Origin of the sequence: Paenarthrobacter sp. NPDC089675 (genome assembly GCF_044749185.1) — a bacterium.
Lineage (GTDB): Bacteria > Actinomycetota > Actinomycetes > Actinomycetales > Micrococcaceae > Arthrobacter.
On the sequence record NZ_JBIVHM010000007.1, the window covers coordinates 32,067 to 50,134 of the forward strand.

Below are 18,068 nucleotides of genomic sequence, written 5' to 3' on the forward strand. Positions count from 1 at the left end.
GAACTATGGACGCAGTCCAATCCCGGCGGTGGCCCGCTTCAGCAAGGCATGAACGATCGGCAGGTCGGCCGGGATCCAGTCGAGGTCAAGGGTTTCGGCGCCGTCCAAGGCAACCCAGCGCAATTCGTCGTGGTCCTGAAGGGCTTCCGGCTTTCCATGGAGCACCTCGGCAAACCAGACCCGCATGGCAGCGCGTTCGTTGAGCGGCCACCCCGCCGGTTCCCCGGACGGCAATTCCTGGCCGAGCCTGACCGAAATCCCCAGTTCCTCGCTGAGTTCCCGGTGCAAGGCAGTCTCGGCGTCTTCGCCTTCCTCCACCTTCCCTCCCGGAAACTCCCACATTCCAGCGAATTGCGGCGGAGCAGTACGGCGGGCAGCGAGGAGGTGGGCGGGGGCTTCCAGCGAGTCCACGATTGCGGCACCCACTACCTTGATCATTGCAGTCACCGCTCAAGTCTATGGCGCTGCGGGCCATGGGTATCGTCACAAAACCAAGCGCTGCGCGGCGCCCGCCAGTAAGCTTGTTATCGGATTTTCTCCACCTCCCAGGCTCTCAAGGCACCCCCAAGAAGCAGGCTTATGACTACCACCATGTCCCCACCCGCCACTCGCCCCACAAGGCGCCATCTCGGCTTGGCCATTCTTTCGTTGGCAATGGGCGGGTTTGCGATCGGTACCACCGAGTTCGCCATGATGGGGCTGCTCAAGGAAGTTGAGCAGGGGCTGCGCATCACCACACCGGAGGCGGGAAACCTGATCTCCGCCTACGCCCTGGGCGTCGTCATCGGCGCGCCGGTGTTCGCGGCATTCGGGGCCAAACTCCCGAGGAAGCACCTTGCGCTTGGGCTAATGCTGTTTTTGTCGATCGCCAACCTGACCTCCTTCATCGCCCCGGACTACGGACTCATGATGTTGTCCCGTTTCGCTTCCGGTCTCCCCCACGGCGCTTTCTTCGGCGTGGCCGCTGTTATCGCAGCCAGCCTCGTGGCTCCCACCAAGCGCGGCTGGGCCATCTCGATGGTCATGGCCGGCCTGACGGTTTCCAATGTGATCGGTGTGCCTTTGGCTACCTGGGTGGGCCAGACTTTTGGCTGGCGGCTACTCTTCGTCATCGTCGGTGGAATCGGCCTCGTCACTGTCGCCATGGTGTGGAAATTCGTGCCGTTCGAGCCGGTCCACCCGGAGGCGAGCATCCGCCGTGAACTGGGCGCCCTCAAGCGGCTGCAGGTCTGGCTCGCGCTCCTCATCGGAATCATTGGCTTCGGTGGCTTCTTCGCCGTGTACACGTACATCGCGCACACCATGACAAGCGTGGCGGGCATCCCCGAAAGCATGATTCCCGCCGTCGTGGCCCTGTACGGGGTGGGAATGGTGGTGGGAAACATCATCGGAGGCCGCATCGCGGACCGGTCGGTCATGGGAACCATCTACCTGGTAATGCCCGGGATCGCCGTGGCGCTGGTCGTCTACGCGATCGCCGCGCACTGGGCTTGGTCGGCGTTCCTTATGGCGTTCGTCGTGGGCGGTATCGGTTCCATGCTGACGCCGGCACTGCAAACCCGGCTCTTGGACGCCGCTCCCGGTGCAGCCTCCCTGGCTTCATCCTTGAACCATTCCGCGCTGAACATCGCCAATGCGCTCGGTGCTTTCCTGGGCGGCACTGTCATCGCATGGGGTTGGGGGTATGTGGCTCCCGCCCTGGTTGGTGCCGTACTGGCGGTCCTCGGACTGGGCGTTGCCGTGATCAGCGGGCTCGTCGAGCGCCGGAAGCCGCTGGCCTAAGCAGGAAAGCAAAAAACAAACAGAAGAAGGGGAAGCGCCCCGCATTGATGCGGAGCGCTTCCCCTTCTCTGCTGTTCAGGTCGGAGCCGACTCAGGCAGGCCTCTCAGGCCTTAACGCGCTCAAGGTCCGGCTCAAGGTAGATGACCCGCGCGATCGGAACAGCCGTACGGATCCGGAGTTCGGCGTCGTCGATAGCCTTGGCTATCTCGCGCCCGGTGTCAACGGCCCCCACGGAGATCTTGGCAGCAACCAGCAGCTCTTCCGGGCCAAGGTGCATGGTCTTCAGGTGAATGATGCGCGTGCCGTCGGCCTCAAGGGCAGTGGTAATCCGGGAGACGTCTTCCTTGGTGGCGGACTCCCCCAGCAGGAGTGACTTGGTTTCCAAGGCCAAAACGATGGCAATGGCTACCAGCAGGAGGCCGATCATTGCTGTGCCAAACGCGTCCCACACGCCGTTACCTGTCACCAGGGTCATGCTGACGCCGAACAGTGCGAAGACCAGGCCAAGGAGCGCCCCAAAGTCTTCCAGAAGGATCACGGGCAACTCAGGCTGCTTGGCATTGCGGATGAACTTGATCCAGGTCTGCTTTCCGCGCAGGTGGTTCGACTCGATGATGGCCGTGCGGAAGGAGAAGCCTTCGGCGATGATGGCTCCCACCAAGACCGCGAGCGGAACCCACCAGAAGGCTCCTTCGATCCCGTGGGGATCGTGGAACTTCTCCCAGGCCTCGTACAAAGCAAACAGCCCGCCCACGCTGAACAGCACGATCGAGACGATGAAAGCGTAGATGTAGCGTTCGCGCCCATAACCGAACGGGTGCGCCGCATCGGCGGCCTTCTTGGCACGCTTGCCACCCACCAGGAGCAGTACCTGGTTGCCGGAGTCGGCCACGGAGTGGATCGCCTCGGCCAGCATGGACGATGACTGCGTCAGGATGAAGGCCAGGAACTTCAGTACAGCGATGGTCAGGTTGGCGGAGAGCGCCGCCACGATCGCCTTGGTACCGCCGCTTGCAGCCACGGAAGCTTCACCTCTTCGGGTTTGGGAGTGATGGGAGCGGGTCGGGACAAATAGTTGCACCTGACCTCGCCAGCAATACCGTACCCGGACCGGGACTACTTATGCATGTCCGGCGGTGGCCGTGGAGGAAACCGCACCCTGCTGCGAGCGGGCGCTGGCGTAAAGGCAAACCGTGGCTGCGGTGCCCAGATTGAGGCTTTCAGCTGATCCATAGACGGGAACCGCCACCCGATGGTCAGCCAAAGCGAGCTCGTCATCGGACAGGCCTTGTGCTTCGTTGCCGAACAGCCAAGCCGTGGGAGCCTCCAGGGCGTAATCGGAGGAAACCTCCTGGTTGCCCAGACGCCGGGCGGCATTCTCGTCCTGCAGTTTGTCCAGGTTCACGGTGCCGTAACCGTCCGCAGCCAGGACACCAATCCCCCGGGCCTTGCAGCGCGCAACGAGGTCGTCAACGTCAGCGCCAAGGACTACGGGAAGGTGGAAAAGGGAGCCGGCCGTGGAGCGCACGGCTTTCGGGTTGTAGATGTCCACGCTGGAACCGGTCAGGACCACAGCGTCCGCGCCCGCGGCATCGGCGGCGCGCAGCACCGTACCCGCGTTGCCGGGGTCTCGCACTTGGCACATCACGGCAATCAGCCGTGGACCGGCGTCGAGCACCGACTCAAGGCTTACATCCACAAAGCCGCACACCGCAACGATTCCCTGCGGGTTGACAGTATCCGCCATGGCGGCCAACACGTCGTCGCTCGCAATGCGCAGCTGGGTACTGCGGGCGAGGTCGGCAAGTTCCGGAAGCCTCTCCAGGCACGCTTCGCTCGCGAAAACTTCATGCACGACGGCGGCGCCCCCTGCGGCCAGACGCTCACGGTGGAGGGTCAACGCCTCTCGCACTGCTTGTGGACCCTCGGCGAGGAATCTGCCGCGCTTTAAACGCGCCGGGCGCCCGGCAAGTTTTGCGACATCCCTTACCCGATCTGCTCGGGGGTTGGTCATCGGAAAATCTTGCGGGCGCCCGGTTTGGTTCATATATAGAACCTTAGTGGCAGATGCGACTAGTTCTTGATCTGCTGGCGGGCTTCGCCGCCTGCAGGCTCGAAGCCGGCAGCCTTGGCAGCCTCGACCGTGGAGAACCAGTACTCAGCAGCGGTGTTCTCGTACCAGGTGGAACCCGGAACGTGGTACTTCTTGGATTCGGCGTTGCCCTTGATGGCGTAGCCCTCCGGAGCACCTTCGCCGTCAACTGCGGCAACAGCGCCGTCGATGGCCGGCTTCTCGGAAACGACAGCCTTGACTGCGGTAGCCGTAGCAGCAGCCGGGGCAACCTTGGCTGCCTTCGGAGCAGCAGCTTCGGACTTGGCCGGAGCGGAGGTGTCGGCCGGGAGGGCAGCCTTGGCAACGTTCACCAGTGCGGTGAAAGCGTTAGCGTCGGAAACGGCCAGCTCGGCGAGCATGCGGCGGTCAACCTCAACCTCAGCAGCCTTCAGGCCCTGGATGAGGCGGTTGTAGGTGAGGCCGTTGGCGCGGGATGCAGCGTTGATACGCTGGATCCAGAGGCGACGGAAGTCACCCTTACGCTTGCGGCGGTCGCCGTAGCTGTACACGAACGAGTGCAGCAGCTGCTCTTTTGCCTTCCGGTACAGGCGCGAACGCTGACCGCGGTAACCCTTTGCGCGTTCGAGGACAACCCGGCGCTTCTTGTGGGCGTTGACCGCCCGCTTCACACGTGCCACGTGCGTACTCCTTCAGAAATCTTTATCCCAAGCTGCTACTGCCGGAATTCCGGCGGGCCTGAGAAGGCTTTTGGTGTAGTCGGTCACCGCCGGTCGGCGGCAACCAAAGAGCTTGGAACTTAGACGCCCAGCATCTTCTTGATGACCTTGGCGTCGCCCTTGAAGACGATCTTGTCGCCGGCAAGGCGACGGGTCAGGGTGGTGGGCTTGTGCTCCAGGTAGTGGCGGCGGTTGGCCTGCTGGCGCTTAAGCTTGCCGGTGCCGGTCAGCTTGAAGCGCTTCTTAGCACCGCTGTGGGTCTTCATCTTCGGCATGGGAACCGATCTCCTTACGTATCCGCGGACTGTGTCCGCAGTTCTTTCGCGCAGCCGGTCTTCAATGGACCGGCGTGCTGGTTGCTTGCCATTGGGAGCGGACTCCCTGGCGTCGAACTAGTTGGTCTTGCGTGATGCAGGCTTCGGCGTGGCCTTGGGGGCCGCCGGCCGTGCACCGGGCTTGGGCGCCGCAGGCTTTGCCATGGGCTTCGGAGCCGCCGGAACAGCGGGCTTCGGAGCTGCAGGCACAGCCGGCCTGGGAGCTTCCTGAGCCGGTGCGGCTTCCGCAACGGGAGCCTCTGCAGCCGGGGCTTCTTCAACCTCGGGAGCTTCCGCAACCGGGGCTTCTTCAACCTCGGGCGCCTCCGCAACCGGAGCTTCAGCAACCTCAGGCGCGTCTTCGACAACCGGCGCTTCGTTTTCCTGCGTGGGTTCTTCCCCGCCGGCCACGAGGCCTGCGGGAAGGAGGTCGCCAAGCGACTGGGTCATCGGGCCCTGGTCGCCGGCGGTGTCCACGCGTGCAGCAGCCTTGGCCTCGTTCTGCGCCTTCGCTTCGGCACGCTGTGCTGCGCGGCGGGCTTCTGCCTTGGCTTCAGCCTTGTTCTTGAGCGGACCGATCACCATGACCATGTTTCGGCCATCGATGCGCGGGCTGGACTCAACCACGCCCACTTCGGCAACATCCTCAGCGAAGCGCTGCAGGAGGCGGATACCCATCTCAGGACGCTGCTGCTCACGGCCGCGGAACTGGATCATGGCCTTGACCTTGTCACCGGCTCCGAGGAAACGGAGGGCGTGTCCACGCTTGGTTTCGTAGTCGTGCTTGTCGATCTTCAGGCGGAAGCGGATTTCCTTAAGAACCGTGTTGGTCTGGTTCTTGCGGGCCTCGCGCGCCTTGACTGCGGCCTCGTACTTGTACTTGCCGAAGTCCATCAGCTTGCAAACAGGAGGCTTAGCCTGCGGGGCAACTTCAACGAGATCGAGATCGGATTCGGCAGCAAGACGCAGGGCGTCTTCGATACGGACGATTCCTACCTGTTCGCCGGCAGGGCCGACCAGCCGCACCTCGGGGACGCGGATACGCTCATTGATTCTTGGCTCGCTAATGTTAAAGCTCCTGTGGTTGTGGTGAGGTTCACCGGCAAAAAGAGAAGGCCTCCAATTGCTGGTGCAATCGAAGGCCTCGAAGATCGGCACAGTCCCACAATGGAACTGCTGCACTTTCCAGGCAATGCCCAAAAGTGTCCGACCAGGTTACCCGGCAACCTTCATGTCCCTTTCGGGAAACGGCTGACGCGGGTGGGAGAGAACTCCGCTTGCAAACTGAAAATCAATTCTACAGAAATAACCCGCCAAGTGCACATTGCACGCGGCGGGAGCATCAATGCTGAATAACGACTTCCAGTCGGTCTATGACAAGCTTACCAGTATGAGCACTGAAGACAGCAATCACCGCAACTCCTTTGGCGATGACAACGCCACTGCCGGAGTATCCCAGCAGATCCGCGACATCGCCGAAGTACCCGCCGTGGAGGTCATCACCACCGGCGCCGTGCACCTCATGAGCGCCGCGGCCGTGAAGGTGGGCCTCGCCGACGATCCCAATGCGGAAGACCTCAAGGATCTGGACGAGGCCCGCAAGCTCATCACCGCTTTGGCCGGCCTGGTCACCGCTGCTGCACCTGAAATCGGATCCCAGCATGCCGGCCCCTTGCGCGATGGCCTGCGTTCGCTGCAGTTGGCTTTCCGTGAGGCTTCCCTCATCCCCGATGCCCCGGGCAAGGGACCGGGCGAGAAGTTCACCGGACCGGTCAACTAACGTCCGAACCAAAACGACGACGGCGACCCAACCTGCCGAGGTTGGGTCGCCGTCGTCGTTTGTGTCCGGGCAATGCTCAAACGCGGGCGGCACGCCGGCGCAAGGACGTGAGCGTGAGGCCAGCCAGGCAAAGGACCACGCCCGCCGCGCCGACGGCGGCGAAACCACCTGCCGGACCCACGGCATCAATGAACACGCCGGCCAGCGGCGCACCCAAGGCGACTCCCCCGGTGAGGGCCGAGCCATACCAGCCCATCGCTTCGCCGCGGCGGTCTTCATCCACGAGGTCCGCCACTTTCTCCGACGATGCCGACAACACCGGCGCACACAGCAAACCAGGCAGGACGGACAGGAATGCCAGTGTCCAAGTGTCCCGGGCAAAACCCATCGGTATGGTCAATGCCGCCATTCCCAGCAGGAGCACCATGGGTGACACCGGGCGGTTCATCGCCCCATAGATGAGGCCACCCACCACTGAAGCAGCGCACCAGAAAAAGAAGACGATGCCGATCTGGTTCTGGTGACCGCCCCGCTCAAGCATCCCGACAATACTTACGTCCGAACCGCTGAGGACCATGCCCGATCCCGCCGCCACTGCGAACAGCGCAGCCACGGAGACCGTGAACCAAGCGAAGTTCCGCGCTACCCGGCTCCTTACGGCCCCGTCCGTGGATAGCGGAGATGCCATTTCCGACGCCGCTTCCTGGACGTGGCCGGGGGCCGAAGCAACCATTGCCGCCTCAGCCGCGGAGAGGTCAGCGGCCGCGCGTTCGGCTGATTCCGAATCCGTGCAGGGATTCTCGCTCCTAGTTGGCGGGTTGAACCAGATCAGGAACAAGCCCGCCACGGAGACCGAAACGCCCACAGCCGTGAGCCCCAGCGCCGAAAAGCCGCTCGTGGCAACAATCGCACCAATGGCCGGACCGATCATGAACACAAGTTCCGTGGCGATTGAATCCAGGGCGAAAGCGCCGCGGCGCTGTTCACCATCCACCATGACGCCCAAGGACTGCCGGACAACGCTGAAGATGGGCAGCGTGAATAAACCGCCGACAAAAACCAAAGGCAGCAGCCACTGGTAGGAAACGTGCGGAACGATCGACCAAATGAGGGCTTCGGAGACCACGGAAGGAATCAGTGCCTTCCGAAGGCCGACTGTGTCAACCCTGCGTCCCCGCCAAGGAGCGCCCACGGCGATACCGATGGTCATCACCGCGGCCGCCGCGCCCGCTGCGGCGTACCCCTGACCAAGACCGAGCACTATGTGCAGGGTAAGAAGGACGCCGGCGGCGGAATGCGGAATGCGTGCGATCATGCCGACGATCAGAAGGCGCCGGACAGGGCGGATGGACAGCATCTCTTTGTAGAGAGCGAAATTCACGGGCTGGTTCCTCATGTTCCCCAGGGCAGCCCCGGGGAACGGGTGCTGCCGTTAAAGCTGCGAGGGCTCCTGTGCCGCTCGCTGCAGTTTTACTTCAATCGAATCAACGCCCTCGGCAAAGAAATCCATCCGGGACCAGGTTTCATTCAGCTGTGCCACGAGCGTTTGTACGGCTGCGGCGTCCAGACCGTCCTCAAGGAAGAGCACAACACGTAGTTCCGGACCTGCTCCCCCGCCAGGCACCTGACGCCCGTCGGCCGTCAGCGATGGAACACCGCCGCCAGGCCGGGTCTCAAGTCGGCGGACCGCCGGGAAACTCCTTGCCGTGGAAACGAGAGCAGCCTCCAGTTGATCATCAAGGTACGACGGCGTCCAGTCCTTCTGCTGGGCCAGCGCCCACATGGCAGGCCGGCGCACAACGAAAGTGAAATCCGAACCGGGATCCAGCACCAGCAATTGCGCACCCTCGGAAACCGCGGAAAGAGCGGCCCTTGCCGCGTACACCGCCACCGGGCGGGCCTCGGAATGCCATTTCTCCAGGGCGGACGCTGACGTAAAGACGGGCATCGCCGTCCGGCCGTCGGGTGCTTTGAGGGTGACCAACGCCATATCGGCCTGCTTGTCCGCATGGAGCCCGTCGACGCCCTCGGCTTCCTCCGCCAAGGTTGCCACCACAGGCACAAAGACCCTGGCTGTGGCGAGGGAGGCGACCACCTCGGCTTCACTGCCGGCGCCCGCCAGCAGCTCCTCCACAGCGGCGAGATATCCGGCGTCTGGCGAGCCGTCGTCGTCCTCGAAATTGTGGATTTTGGCGGAGTCGCCGCTCAGGCTTCGCCCTGCCCAAGGTTGGCCGGCGGAGTCGGTCGCTCCACCTGCCCCCGCCAGGGCGGCGGCTATATGTCCCGGAAGTTCCCGGCGGCGCCCTTGGTGGTCAGCCATCAGCGGCGGCCGGCGACGTCAAGCGCCTCAGGAAGAGTGAAAGCACCGGCGTAAAGAGCCTTGCCCACGATTGCGCCTTCGACGCCGAGCGGCACCAGTTCGCGGAGGACGCGGAGATCCTCAAGACTGGAAATGCCGCCGGATGCCACCACCGGCTTGCCGGTCTTTTCCACCATCTGGCGCAGGAGCTCCACGTTGGGTCCCTGCAGGGTCCCGTCCTTGGTGACGTCGGTGACCACGTAGCGTGCACACCCGGCGTCCTCCAGCCGTGCCAGGACCTCCCAGAGGTCGCCGCCCTCCTTGGTCCAGCCGCGGCCGGCCAGCGTGGTCCCGCGGACATCGAGTCCGACGGCGATCTTGTCACCGAAGCGCTCGATGGCGCGGCGGGTCCAGTCCGGATTTTCCAGCGCGGCTGTTCCGAGATTTACGCGGGCCACACCGAGCTCCAAGGCTCGTTCCAGCGACTCGTCATCACGCAGTCCACCTGAAAGTTCCACCTTCACGTTCAACTGCGACACGACGTCGCTGATCAGCTCCGCGTTATTGCCCCTGCCGAAGGCGGCGTCAAGGTCAACCATGTGAACCCATTCCGCGCCGGCTTCCTGCCAGTTCAATGCGGCTTCCAGAGGGGTTCCGTAACTGGTCTCCGAGCCGGCTTCACCCTGCAGGAGGCGGACGGCCTGGCCGTCAACGATGTCTACGGCGGGCAGGAGTTCCAGTACGGACTGGGCGGAGGTGGTCATGAAGGTCCTTGCAGTTGATGGGGACGCCGGGCTTATTTACCGGGAAGCGTCAGGAGATAGGCGGCCAGGAGGGACATCGCAGCCAACACATAGAAGGAAATGGAAACCCAGAGCGGCTTCTTCTGCTGGTGAAAGGAAACGCCACCGCCCACCAGCAGGCCGGCAAGGCCCATCAGCACTACGGACCACATTCAGGCAACGTCCTTGGAGTCGCCGGATCCGGGCTTGCGGAGGCCGTCCACCCAGTTGCGAAGGAGCTTGGCCCCTGCGTCCCCGGATTTCTCCGGGTGGAACTGGGTAGCGCACAGCGGCCCGTTCTCGACCGCGGCGATGAACCGGGCACCATGCTCGGACCAAGTCACCTTGGGCGGCTCCATCCGCGGTTGCACGACGTCGAAGTTCCACTCCTGGACTCCATAGGAGTGGACAAAGTAGAAGCGCTCGTCTTCGACCCCGGCGAAGAGCTTGGACCCCTCCGGAACGTCCACTGTATTCCAGCCCATGTGCGGTACAACCGGGGCGGGGAGGAGTTCCACTTTGCCTGGCCACTCAGCCATGCCCTCGGACTCCGTGCCGTGCTCCACTCCGGCCTCGAACAGCACTTGGAGACCCACGCAAATCGCCAGGACAGGGCGTCCTCCGGCCACGCGGCGGCCGATCATACGGATGCCGTCAACGGCCTTCAGTTCGCGCATGACTGTCTCGAAGGCGCCAACGCCCGGAACAACGAGTCCGTCGGCGTTCAGGACGTCCTCGGGCTTGGAGCTCAGCACCACATGGGCGCCGGCCCGCTCAAGAGCGCGGACGGCGGAACGCACGTTGCCGGAGCCGTAGTCGAGGACCGTAACTGTGGGTTTGCCTTCGGGTGACTCCGGCTTCACTGCGGCCCTGGTGTCCGCTACTGCGCCGTCTTTCAAGATCTGGTTGCTCATAGTGCTCCCTTGGTGGAGGGAATGCCCTCCACCCGCGGATCGGACTCCACGGCAGCGCGGAGTGCTCGTGCGAATGCTTTGAACTGCGCCTCAACAATGTGGTGGGGATCGCGACCGGCCAACACGTTCATGTGCAGGCAGATTCCGGCGTGCAGGGTGATGGCCTCGAAGACGTGACGCGTCAGGGACCCGGTGAAGTGGCCGCCGATCAGGTGGTATTCCTGGCCTGCGGGTTCCCCGCCATGGACCAGGTAGGGACGACCGGAGACATCCACGACGGCGTGCGCGAGGGCTTCGTCCAAGGGAACCGTAGCTTCGCCGAACCGGCGGATACCGGCCTTGTTGCCCAGTGCCGTCTTCAGGACCTCGCCAAAAGTGATGGCCACGTCCTCCACGGTGTGGTGGGCATCGATGTGCGTATCCCCGGTGGCCTTCACCGTCATGTCAATGAGCGAATGCTTGCAGAGGGCGGTCAGCATGTGGTCATAGAACGGAACGGACGTGCTGATGTCCGAGACCCCGGTCCCATCAAGGTTGATTTCCACCAGGACCGAGGACTCGCTGGTGGTGCGCTCCATGCGCGCGGTACGGGCAGCGGACGGCGTGGCGCCGGTTTCGCTCATGGGGTGAACGTCCTTATAACGAAGGGGGTTGGATCTACTGACAAGTTTAGTGGGCTGTAGGGTCAGCCCTGTTGCTGCGCCGATTCCTCAGGCGCGTCCAGCAACGCTTCAAGCGCTTCAAGGAAGGCTGTGGTTTCCTTCTCGGTGCCCGCGGTAACCCGCAGATGACCGGGGATGCCTACGTCACGGATCAACACTCCAGCGTCCAGCAGCCCCTGCCAGATGAGGTGCGGGTTCTCCAATCCGCCGAAGAATACATAGTTCGAATCGGATGCGGCGGGCTTAAGGCCCATTCGAAGGAGCTCGGTGACAATCCGGTCACGCTGGACCTTGATGTCTTCAACGTCGGCCATGAGAGCCTCGCGGTGTTGCAGGGCCGCGAGGGCCGTCGCCTGGGTGACTGCGGAAAGGTGGTACGGCAAGCGCACCAGCCTGAGGGCATCAGCGACCTCCGGGGCCGCAGCCATGTATCCAAGGCGCGCACCGGCCAGCGCGAAAGCCTTGCTCATGGTACGGGAGACGATGAGGCGTTCACGGCCGGGCAGCAAGGTCAGCGCGCTCGGCGTATTGTCGTGGGCGAACTCGTGGTACGCCTCATCGACGATGACGATCGCCTGGCTGGCCTCGCCGGCCTCGTAGACAGCTTCTACCACGTCCAGGCCAAGTCCGGTTCCGGTGGGGTTGTTGGGCGAACAAAGGAAGACGATGTTTGCCCCGGTTTCCGCTACCTGAGCGGCAGCCGAGGCGGCATCGAGGCCGTAGTCATCGGCCCGGACCCCACGGATGTACTCCGTATCGGTTCCACTGGCCAGCAGGGGATACATGGAATACGTGGGCGGGAAACCGAGTGCCTTGCGCCCGGGGCCGCCGAATGCCTGCAGGATCTGCTGGAGAACCTCGTTGGATCCGTTTGCAGCCCAGATGTTCTCAGGAGACAGGCCGTGACCCAAGTAGTCGGCGAGGGTCTCGCGCAGTTCGGTGAACTCGCGGTCCGGGTATCGATTAAGTCCGGTGGCAGCCGCTGCCACTGCTTCCGTAATGGCCGCTTGGACATCCGCCGGAACGCCATGGGTGTTTTCGTTGACGTTGAGCAAAATCGGGACATCAAGCTGCGGTGCGCCATAAGGGCTCAGTCCACGCAGGTTGGTCCGAAGGGGAAGCCGGTCAAGTCGCTCAAGCTGGTCAGTCACCACAACAGTTTAAGGGGCTGGCGGGACTGCACTGTAACTGTGACGGCCAGCGCCCGCAATCCAGCTAGTTGGCCGGTACGAAGAGCTGCTGCCCGGGCTGGATACGGCCACCCCGCAGATCGTTCAACTGGATGATCTCCGCAATGACATCCCGGGGGTCCCGCTCGGGCGCGGCTGCGCCGGCGATACCCCACAGGGATTGCCCGGGCTGCACCGTCACGGATACAGCCACTGGAGGCTGCAGCTGGGCCTGGCTGTCGGAGGCTTTGGCCGGCGAGTTCAGGAATCCGGCGAGGCTCAGGAGCGCAGCTACGAGCAACATCACGGGAATGCCAAAGAAAACGATCCTTCCGCGGCGGGTCAACCGGAGGCGCGTCGGCGCGGGCGCGGTACGGAAATCATGGAACGTGGTAACTGCGGACATGAGCTGAGCCCTTCTGAGCGTTTGCCGGTCCCGGGGTTCCCGATGCCGGCTGCCAATCATTGGTGTTCATCGCTGCTGGACTCCTTCGTTCGAACACTTCCTTCGAACATCGAAGCCCTGCAAGCGATTTATAGAACACATGTTCGAACCTTGCTATGACATTTTTAGCACTTATCAACGAACACTGTCGAGACTCGCTAGAACAAATGTTTGATAAAGGCCTATGCCTGCCCTACGTTTGAGGAAGAACAAGCACGGATTCAGTGCATCAGGAGGGTCTGACATTTTTAGGCCCTACCGGGTGGTCTCGGATGACCCGGAGTACCGGAAGGGCGATGGCAAACATGGCAGCGAAAGCCACAGGCGGCGGGGCACCCCTGCGGAGCCAGCAGCCGTCAAAGAACCCCAAGAGCCTGACCGTCCGCCAGAAGAAGATCCTGGAGACCATCCAGCGCTCGGTGAACGAGAACGGCTATCCGCCCAGCATGCGGGAAATCGGCGATACTGTCGGCCTGGCCAGCCTCTCAAGCGTCACGCACCAGCTGTCGCAGCTGGAGAAGCTGGGTTACCTCCGCCGCGACCCCAAACGTCCGCGTGCCATGGAGGTCCTGATGCCGTTGACGCTGGACGGCGGCGCCAGCATTCCCGGTGTCGAAGCCCCGGCTACCCTGCGCAGCACGGGAGGCCTCGCCGTGACCGAACTGGCCAGCGCAAGCGATACCGCCATGGTCCCGCTGGTGGGACGTATTGCCGCGGGTGGGCCGATCCTTGCCGACCAAACGGTGGAAGACGTACTGCCCTTGCCTCGCCAGTTGGTGGGACACGGCGAGTTGTTCATGTTGAAGGTGGCCGGCGATTCCATGATCGACGCCGCCATCTGTGACGGCGACTGGGTGGTGGTTCGCCGGCAGAATGATGCGGTCAACGGGGACATCGTCGCCGCACTCCTTGACGACGAGGCCACGGTGAAGACTTTCCGGCAGCGCGACGGCCACACGTGGCTACTCCCCCAGAACACCCAGTACGAGCCCATCCTTGGCGACCAGGCCACAATCATGGGCAAGGTCGTCTCAGTGTTGCGATCGCTCTAGGCGGGTTGCTCAGTTAGCCTGCTTTGCCAGGCGCTCCAGCGCACCCTGAACAACCTTCCGGTCCGTCGTCGTCCAGAACGGCGGCAGGGCGGCCCGCAGGAAACTCCCGTACCTTTCCGTGGAGAGCCGCGGGTCCAGCACCGCCACCACTCCTTTATCACCCGTGGACCGGATGAGGCGCCCGGCGCCCTGCGCCAGCCTGATCGCGGCGTGGGTGGCGGATACCGCCATGAAGCCGTTACCGCCGGACTGTGCCACGGCACGCGAGCGGGCCGTCATGAGTGGATCGTCCGGACGAGGGAACGGAATACGGTCGATAACCACCAGGCGGCACGAACCCCCCGGAACATCCACGCCTTGCCATAAGGACATGGTTCCGAAGAGGCAGGTATCGGGCTCATCGGCAAATTGCTTCACCAACGCAGCCATCGTGGATTCACCCTGGCAGAGGATGCTGACATCGAGGCGCTGGCGCATGGCGTCCGCGGCTTCTTCGGCAGCCCGGCGCGAGGAAAAGAGGCAGAGGGCTCCGCCACCGGAGGCCCGGATCAAATCCTCAAGTTCATCCAGGGCTTCCAGCGATGTTCCGCGGCCTGGCTTGGGCAGGTGGCTAGCCACGTACAGGACGCCCTGCTTGGGGTAGTCGAAGGGTGAACCCACATCCAAGCCGGTCCAGCTGGGAGCGCCGTTTCCGGTCAGCCCCAGGCCTCCGGCCGCGGGTTCGAAGGCGGACCCGATGGCAAGGGTGGCCGAAGTCAGGACCACCGTGTGCCCCTCGAAGAGGCCTTCACGCAGCCTTCCCGCAACGCTCAAGGGAGCGATGTTGATTAGCGCCGGCGCCGTCTCGTCGGGCTGCGAGTAGCCCTGCTGAGGATCGAACGTGCTGTTGCGGGAGAACCACACCACCTCGCGGTTTTCCTTGGCGGCCAGCAACCGTTCACATAGTTCCAGGATCAGCATCAGCCGCGACCTGGCAAGCTGCCTCCCGCCGTCCACGGCGTTCGAGGAGTCCGTTTTCGAATCGGAAAGGGCTGCGCGGGTTGCATCACGCAGTTGGTCCAGGCAGTCGAGTTGCTCGTCATTGAGGCCGTTCGGGAGCAGTCCATTGGGAACGCCGGCGATGGCCAGGTCCAAACGGTCCGCAGCTGCGTTCAGTGCGTCTACGGTGATGGCGGTGTGCTTGCGTGCGCTGGACGCCGCAGCATGAACCATTGCCACCGAAAGCTGGCCGGAAACTGCGCCGGTGACGCGGTCTTGCAGTTCGTGGGCTTCGTCCACCACCACCACGTCGTACTCCGGCAGCACGGCAAGGCCTTCGAACGCGCTAACGGCGAGCATCGCATGGTTGGTGACCACAACGTCGGCTTCGGCCGCCCTGGCCCGCGCCTGCTCACTGAAGCATTCCTCGGCCAGGGGGCACTTCTGTGCGCCCAGGCATTCCATGGAGGTTACCGACACCTGCCGCCACGCACGGTCCGTCACCCCGGGCATGAGTTCGTCGCGGTCTCCGGTGGCCGTGCTTTCCGCCCACTCCCGCAAGCGGACAACTTCCTTGCCCAATTGCGATGACGGTCCCCCCGCCGATGCCGCGAAGTGCGGAACGCTGGTGTCCTCGCCCAGCGAAAAGAGCTGCCCCTCCGCCGGCTCTTCGCTGGGGAACCCCCCTTCGAGTTTCTGCAGGCATACGTAGTTGGCCCGGCCCTTGACCAGTGCAACGTTAACGGGGCGCTCGAGTGCGGGATTGATGGTCTCCAGCAGCCGAGGCAGGTCCCTGCCCACGATCTGCGTCTGAAGGGCAAGGGTGGCAGTGGAAACGAGCGTTGGCTTGTCGCTGTCCATGGAATGGGCGATCAACGGGATCAGGTAAGCCAAAGACTTTCCTGTTCCCGTTCCCGCCTGCACCAACAAGTGTTCACGGTTCTCAATGGCCCGTGCCACGTGTTTGGCCATTTGATGCTGGCCTTCGCGGCTTTGGCCGCCCATGCCTGCGACGGCCTTGTCCAGCAGTTCGAGGGCGAACTTCTCCCCCGCCGTTTCAGCAGCTTCCGCCGCCACCTTCTCAACCATTGCTGACGAATGACTCCAGCTCGGCGGCAAGCCCTTCGCGGACCATGGCCACCACCCGGGTACCGTCTTCCTCGTGCTCCAGGCTGAGGATTTCGGCGTCGGAGTTGTGCAGTTTGTTGATCAGCTCGCCCCGGCTATAGGGAATCAGAACCTCGAGCCGGACCCCCGGCCTGGGAATTGCCTGACTGATGGTTTCCAGCAGCTCCGCAATCCCCTCCCCGGTACGGGTGGAGACCACAGCGTGCCGGGGTTCCTTTTGCTTCAACCGTTCAACCACGAACGGGTCGGCCACGTCCACCTTGTTCAGGACGATGATCTCGGGAACCTTCCGGGCATCCACTTCGCTGAAGACGGCACGCACTGCGGCGATCTGACCTTCAGGATCAGGGTGCGAGGCATCCACGACGTGCAGGATGAGATCGGAATCCGCGACCTCCTCCAGCGTGGAACGGAATGCTTCCACCAGCTGCGTCGGCAGGGAACGGACAAAGCCCACCGTGTCCGCGAGCGTGTACCCGATCCCGTCCGGAGTCTGGGCCTTCCGGACCGTGGGGTCCAGAGTGGCGAACAGTGCGTTCTCCACAAGGACTCCGGCATCAGTGAGCCGGTTGAGGAGCGACGACTTTCCGGCGTTGGTGTATCCGGCAATCGCAACGGAAGGAACGGCGTTACGACGGCGGTTGGCCCGCTTGGTCTCGCGCGCAGGCTTCATCGCGGCGATCTCCCGACGCAGTTTTGCCATCCGGGTGCGGATACGACGACGGTCCAGTTCGATCTTGGTCTCACCGGGACCACGGGAGCCCATGCCTGCACCGGCGCCACCCACTTGCCCACCGGCCTGGCGTGACATTGATTCACCCCAGCCACGGAGCCTCGGGAGCAGGTACTCCAGCTGGGCAAGCTCCACTTGGGCCTTGCCTTCGCGGCTCTTGGCGTGCTGGGCAAAGATATCCAGGATCAGGGTTGTACGGTCCACCACCTTGACCTTGACGATGTCTTCAAGTCCGCGGCGCTGGGAGGGCGAAAGCTCGGTGTCCACCACGACGGTGTCGGCACCTGTGGAAGCAACGATCGCCTTGAGCTCCTGTGCCTTGCCGGATCCCAGGAAGGTGCCGGGGTCGGGCTTGGTCCGGCGTTGGACGAGGCCATCGAGGACCTCCGAACCGGCGGTTTCTGCCAGGGCTGCCAACTCACGAAGGGAGTTCTCGGCGTCGGCGAGCGTGCCTTCCGTCCACAAACCGGCAAGGACCACGCGTTCGAGGCGCAACTGCCGGTATTCCACCTCAGTGACGTCGTCGAGTTCGGTTGAAAGGCCGGCAGTCCTGCGAAGGGCGCGGCGTTCAGCGAGATCTTCCTGTTCACCGTCGTAGATGCTGTGCTCTTCATCCAGCGTGGAGATCGCCTGCGCCTTGCCAAAGACGCTTTTTTCATTGGAATCCCCGGATGCCTGCGTTGGTACATCCTTGGAAAGAATCCGGTCGATGACGGCCTGGATTTCTTCAGGACTCATGTCCTGGGCGTCGGAATCGGATCCGGAGTGCTTCTGGGTGGTCATGGTCTCCTTAGACTGTTCGGCAATTCCAGAATAATGCTGTTTGGTGTCGCGTGCGCCGGTATTCGCGCTGGGCTGACGTGATTGGGCCAAATGGGCCTCCTGTTGGGCTGGCCGGCCGCTGTCAATGACCGGCTGCGGGGTTCTGGCGGTTTTCGATCCGCGGGGAGGTCCAGCCCTACCGAAGACTGCGTGGAGCCGGGACGGCGTCCGGAAGGCAGCTGGCCTCCATGACTCGGACGTGTCCGGGATTGCTGATCTTCTGAGTACCTGCACCGGGAATTGGCTGCAGGCCGGGCCGGAGGAACCTGCCGGGCGGAATGGCCGTCGCTGGACGATGGTTGCTGGTGCAACCTGGCGTCACGGGAGGGCCTGCATCGCGGGCGGTGCCGGGAATCGGCTCATTACTCAAAGATCAAGAACATGCGTTCAACAATATCATCCAGTGTCAAACGGGCT

The 18,068-nt window shown here is 63.3% G+C and carries 19 protein-coding genes; 3 read left to right on the top strand and 16 right to left on the bottom strand.

Going from position 1 to position 18,068, the window contains the following annotated elements:
- Positions 1 to 3: 3 nt before the first annotated feature.
- Positions 4 to 447 (bottom strand): (deoxy)nucleoside triphosphate pyrophosphohydrolase, encoded by a 444-nt coding sequence (locus ACIPY2_RS15315; RefSeq protein WP_400267246.1) that lies wholly within the window; start codon positions 445 to 447, stop codon positions 4 to 6.
- 144 nt (positions 448 to 591) lie between these two features.
- Here ACIPY2_RS15315 and ACIPY2_RS15320 point away from each other — a divergent pair, with 144 nt between their 5' ends.
- Positions 592 to 1,782, top strand: coding sequence for an MFS transporter (locus tag ACIPY2_RS15320; protein WP_400267438.1), 1,191 nt, complete (start codon positions 592 to 594; stop codon positions 1,780 to 1,782).
- Between the two features lie 104 nt (positions 1,783 to 1,886).
- On the opposite strand, the gene ACIPY2_RS15325 is transcribed toward ACIPY2_RS15320, so the two are convergent.
- The 5 genes from ACIPY2_RS15325 to infC form a co-directional block, all read right to left on the bottom strand.
- Complete coding sequence (locus ACIPY2_RS15325) at positions 1,887 to 2,804, bottom strand: cation diffusion facilitator family transporter (protein WP_400267247.1); 918 nt, start codon at positions 2,802 to 2,804, stop codon at positions 1,887 to 1,889.
- A gap of 99 nt (positions 2,805 to 2,903) precedes the next feature.
- Positions 2,904 to 3,830, bottom strand: a complete 927-nt coding sequence (locus tag ACIPY2_RS15330; protein ID WP_400267248.1) for a TrmH family RNA methyltransferase — start codon at positions 3,828 to 3,830, stop codon at positions 2,904 to 2,906.
- Positions 3,831 to 3,856: 26 nt separating this feature from the next.
- On the bottom strand, positions 3,857 to 4,534 hold the full coding sequence (gene rplT, locus ACIPY2_RS15335; protein WP_400267249.1) for a 50S ribosomal protein L20: 678 nt from the start codon (positions 4,532 to 4,534) through the stop codon (positions 3,857 to 3,859).
- Positions 4,535 to 4,653: 119 nt separating this feature from the next.
- Positions 4,654 to 4,848 carry a 50S ribosomal protein L35 gene (gene rpmI, locus ACIPY2_RS15340; RefSeq protein WP_347110628.1) on the bottom strand — a complete coding sequence of 65 codons (195 nt, stop codon included), beginning with the start codon at positions 4,846 to 4,848 and terminating at the stop codon, positions 4,654 to 4,656.
- A gap of 117 nt (positions 4,849 to 4,965) precedes the next feature.
- The gene (infC, locus tag ACIPY2_RS15345; protein WP_400267250.1) at positions 4,966 to 5,913 is read right to left on the bottom strand and encodes a translation initiation factor IF-3; all 948 of its coding nucleotides are present in this window, start codon (positions 5,911 to 5,913) and stop codon (positions 4,966 to 4,968) included.
- A 364-nt stretch (positions 5,914 to 6,277) separates the two neighbouring features.
- On the opposite strand from infC, the gene ACIPY2_RS15350 reads away from it, so the two are divergent.
- A complete protein-coding gene (locus ACIPY2_RS15350; protein ID WP_400267251.1) occupies positions 6,278 to 6,667 on the top strand; it encodes a DUF1844 domain-containing protein in 390 nt (129 codons plus the stop codon).
- 76 nt (positions 6,668 to 6,743) lie between these two features.
- On the opposite strand, the gene ACIPY2_RS15355 is transcribed toward ACIPY2_RS15350, so the two are convergent.
- From ACIPY2_RS15355 to ACIPY2_RS15390, 8 genes are all read right to left on the bottom strand, one after another.
- Positions 6,744 to 8,048 carry an MFS transporter gene (locus ACIPY2_RS15355; protein ID WP_400267252.1) on the bottom strand — a complete coding sequence of 435 codons (1,305 nt, stop codon included), beginning with the start codon at positions 8,046 to 8,048 and terminating at the stop codon, positions 6,744 to 6,746.
- 51 nt (positions 8,049 to 8,099) lie between these two features.
- Positions 8,100 to 8,987 carry an SseB family protein gene (locus tag ACIPY2_RS15360; protein WP_400267253.1) on the bottom strand — a complete coding sequence of 296 codons (888 nt, stop codon included), beginning with the start codon at positions 8,985 to 8,987 and terminating at the stop codon, positions 8,100 to 8,102.
- Entirely contained in the window at positions 8,987 to 9,730 is a 744-nt protein-coding gene (priA, locus tag ACIPY2_RS15365) for a bifunctional 1-(5-phosphoribosyl)-5-((5-phosphoribosylamino)methylideneamino)imidazole-4-carboxamide isomerase/phosphoribosylanthranilate isomerase PriA (protein ID WP_400267254.1), read from the bottom strand. The genes ACIPY2_RS15360 and priA overlap by 1 nt, the downstream gene beginning before the upstream one ends.
- 32 nt (positions 9,731 to 9,762) lie before the next feature.
- Positions 9,763 to 9,921, bottom strand: a complete 159-nt coding sequence (locus tag ACIPY2_RS15370) for a hypothetical protein (protein WP_400267255.1) — start codon at positions 9,919 to 9,921, stop codon at positions 9,763 to 9,765.
- Complete coding sequence (gene hisH / locus ACIPY2_RS15375; RefSeq protein ID WP_400267256.1) at positions 9,922 to 10,662, bottom strand: imidazole glycerol phosphate synthase subunit HisH; 741 nt, start codon at positions 10,660 to 10,662, stop codon at positions 9,922 to 9,924.
- A complete protein-coding gene (gene hisB, locus ACIPY2_RS15380) occupies positions 10,659 to 11,285 on the bottom strand; it encodes an imidazoleglycerol-phosphate dehydratase HisB (protein ID WP_400267257.1) in 627 nt (208 codons plus the stop codon). Before hisB ends, hisH begins: the two co-directional genes overlap by 4 nt.
- Positions 11,286 to 11,347: 62 nt before the next feature.
- Complete coding sequence (locus tag ACIPY2_RS15385) at positions 11,348 to 12,475, bottom strand: histidinol-phosphate transaminase (RefSeq protein WP_400267258.1); 1,128 nt, start codon at positions 12,473 to 12,475, stop codon at positions 11,348 to 11,350.
- A 64-nt stretch (positions 12,476 to 12,539) separates the two neighbouring features.
- Positions 12,540 to 12,899, bottom strand: coding sequence for a LysM peptidoglycan-binding domain-containing protein (locus ACIPY2_RS15390; RefSeq protein ID WP_400267259.1), 360 nt, complete (start codon positions 12,897 to 12,899; stop codon positions 12,540 to 12,542).
- 344 nt (positions 12,900 to 13,243) lie between these two features.
- Here ACIPY2_RS15390 and lexA point away from each other — a divergent pair, with 344 nt between their 5' ends.
- The gene (gene lexA, locus ACIPY2_RS15395; RefSeq protein ID WP_400267260.1) at positions 13,244 to 13,990 is read left to right on the top strand and encodes a transcriptional repressor LexA; all 747 of its coding nucleotides are present in this window, start codon (positions 13,244 to 13,246) and stop codon (positions 13,988 to 13,990) included.
- 9 nt (positions 13,991 to 13,999) lie between these two features.
- On the opposite strand, the gene ACIPY2_RS15400 is transcribed toward lexA, so the two are convergent.
- Complete coding sequence (locus tag ACIPY2_RS15400) at positions 14,000 to 16,057, bottom strand: ATP-dependent DNA helicase (protein ID WP_400267261.1); 2,058 nt, start codon at positions 16,055 to 16,057, stop codon at positions 14,000 to 14,002.
- Entirely contained in the window at positions 16,050 to 17,612 is a 1,563-nt protein-coding gene (gene hflX / locus ACIPY2_RS15405; protein WP_400267262.1) for a GTPase HflX, read from the bottom strand. Before hflX ends, ACIPY2_RS15400 begins: the two co-directional genes overlap by 8 nt.
- Positions 17,613 to 18,068 lie beyond the last annotated feature (456 nt).

Excerpts from the sequence above, each read along its gene's own strand:
- ACIPY2_RS15320 (WP_400267438.1), top strand. The coding sequence starts at position 592 with ATGTCCCCACCCGCCACTCGCCCCACAAGGCGCCATCTCGGCTTGGCC.
- ACIPY2_RS15330 (WP_400267248.1), bottom strand. The coding sequence starts at position 3,830 with ATGAACCAAACCGGGCGCCCGCAAGATTTTCCGATGACCAACCCCCGA.
- rpmI (WP_347110628.1), bottom strand. The coding sequence starts at position 4,848 with ATGCCGAAGATGAAGACCCACAGCGGTGCTAAGAAGCGCTTCAAGCTG.
- ACIPY2_RS15350 (WP_400267251.1), top strand. The coding sequence starts at position 6,278 with ATGAGCACTGAAGACAGCAATCACCGCAACTCCTTTGGCGATGACAAC.
- ACIPY2_RS15360 (WP_400267253.1), bottom strand. The coding sequence starts at position 8,987 with ATGGCTGACCACCAAGGGCGCCGCCGGGAACTTCCGGGACATATAGCC.
- priA (WP_400267254.1), bottom strand. The coding sequence starts at position 9,730 with ATGACCACCTCCGCCCAGTCCGTACTGGAACTCCTGCCCGCCGTAGAC.
- ACIPY2_RS15370 (WP_400267255.1), bottom strand. The coding sequence starts at position 9,921 with ATGTGGTCCGTAGTGCTGATGGGCCTTGCCGGCCTGCTGGTGGGCGGT.
- hisH (WP_400267256.1), bottom strand. The coding sequence starts at position 10,662 with ATGAGCAACCAGATCTTGAAAGACGGCGCAGTAGCGGACACCAGGGCC.
- hisB (WP_400267257.1), bottom strand. The coding sequence starts at position 11,285 with ATGAGCGAAACCGGCGCCACGCCGTCCGCTGCCCGTACCGCGCGCATG.
- ACIPY2_RS15390 (WP_400267259.1), bottom strand. The coding sequence starts at position 12,899 with ATGTCCGCAGTTACCACGTTCCATGATTTCCGTACCGCGCCCGCGCCG.
- lexA (WP_400267260.1), top strand. The coding sequence starts at position 13,244 with ATGGCAGCGAAAGCCACAGGCGGCGGGGCACCCCTGCGGAGCCAGCAG.
- ACIPY2_RS15400 (WP_400267261.1), bottom strand. The coding sequence starts at position 16,057 with ATGGTTGAGAAGGTGGCGGCGGAAGCTGCTGAAACGGCGGGGGAGAAG.
- hflX (WP_400267262.1), bottom strand. The coding sequence starts at position 17,612 with ATGACCACCCAGAAGCACTCCGGATCCGATTCCGACGCCCAGGACATG.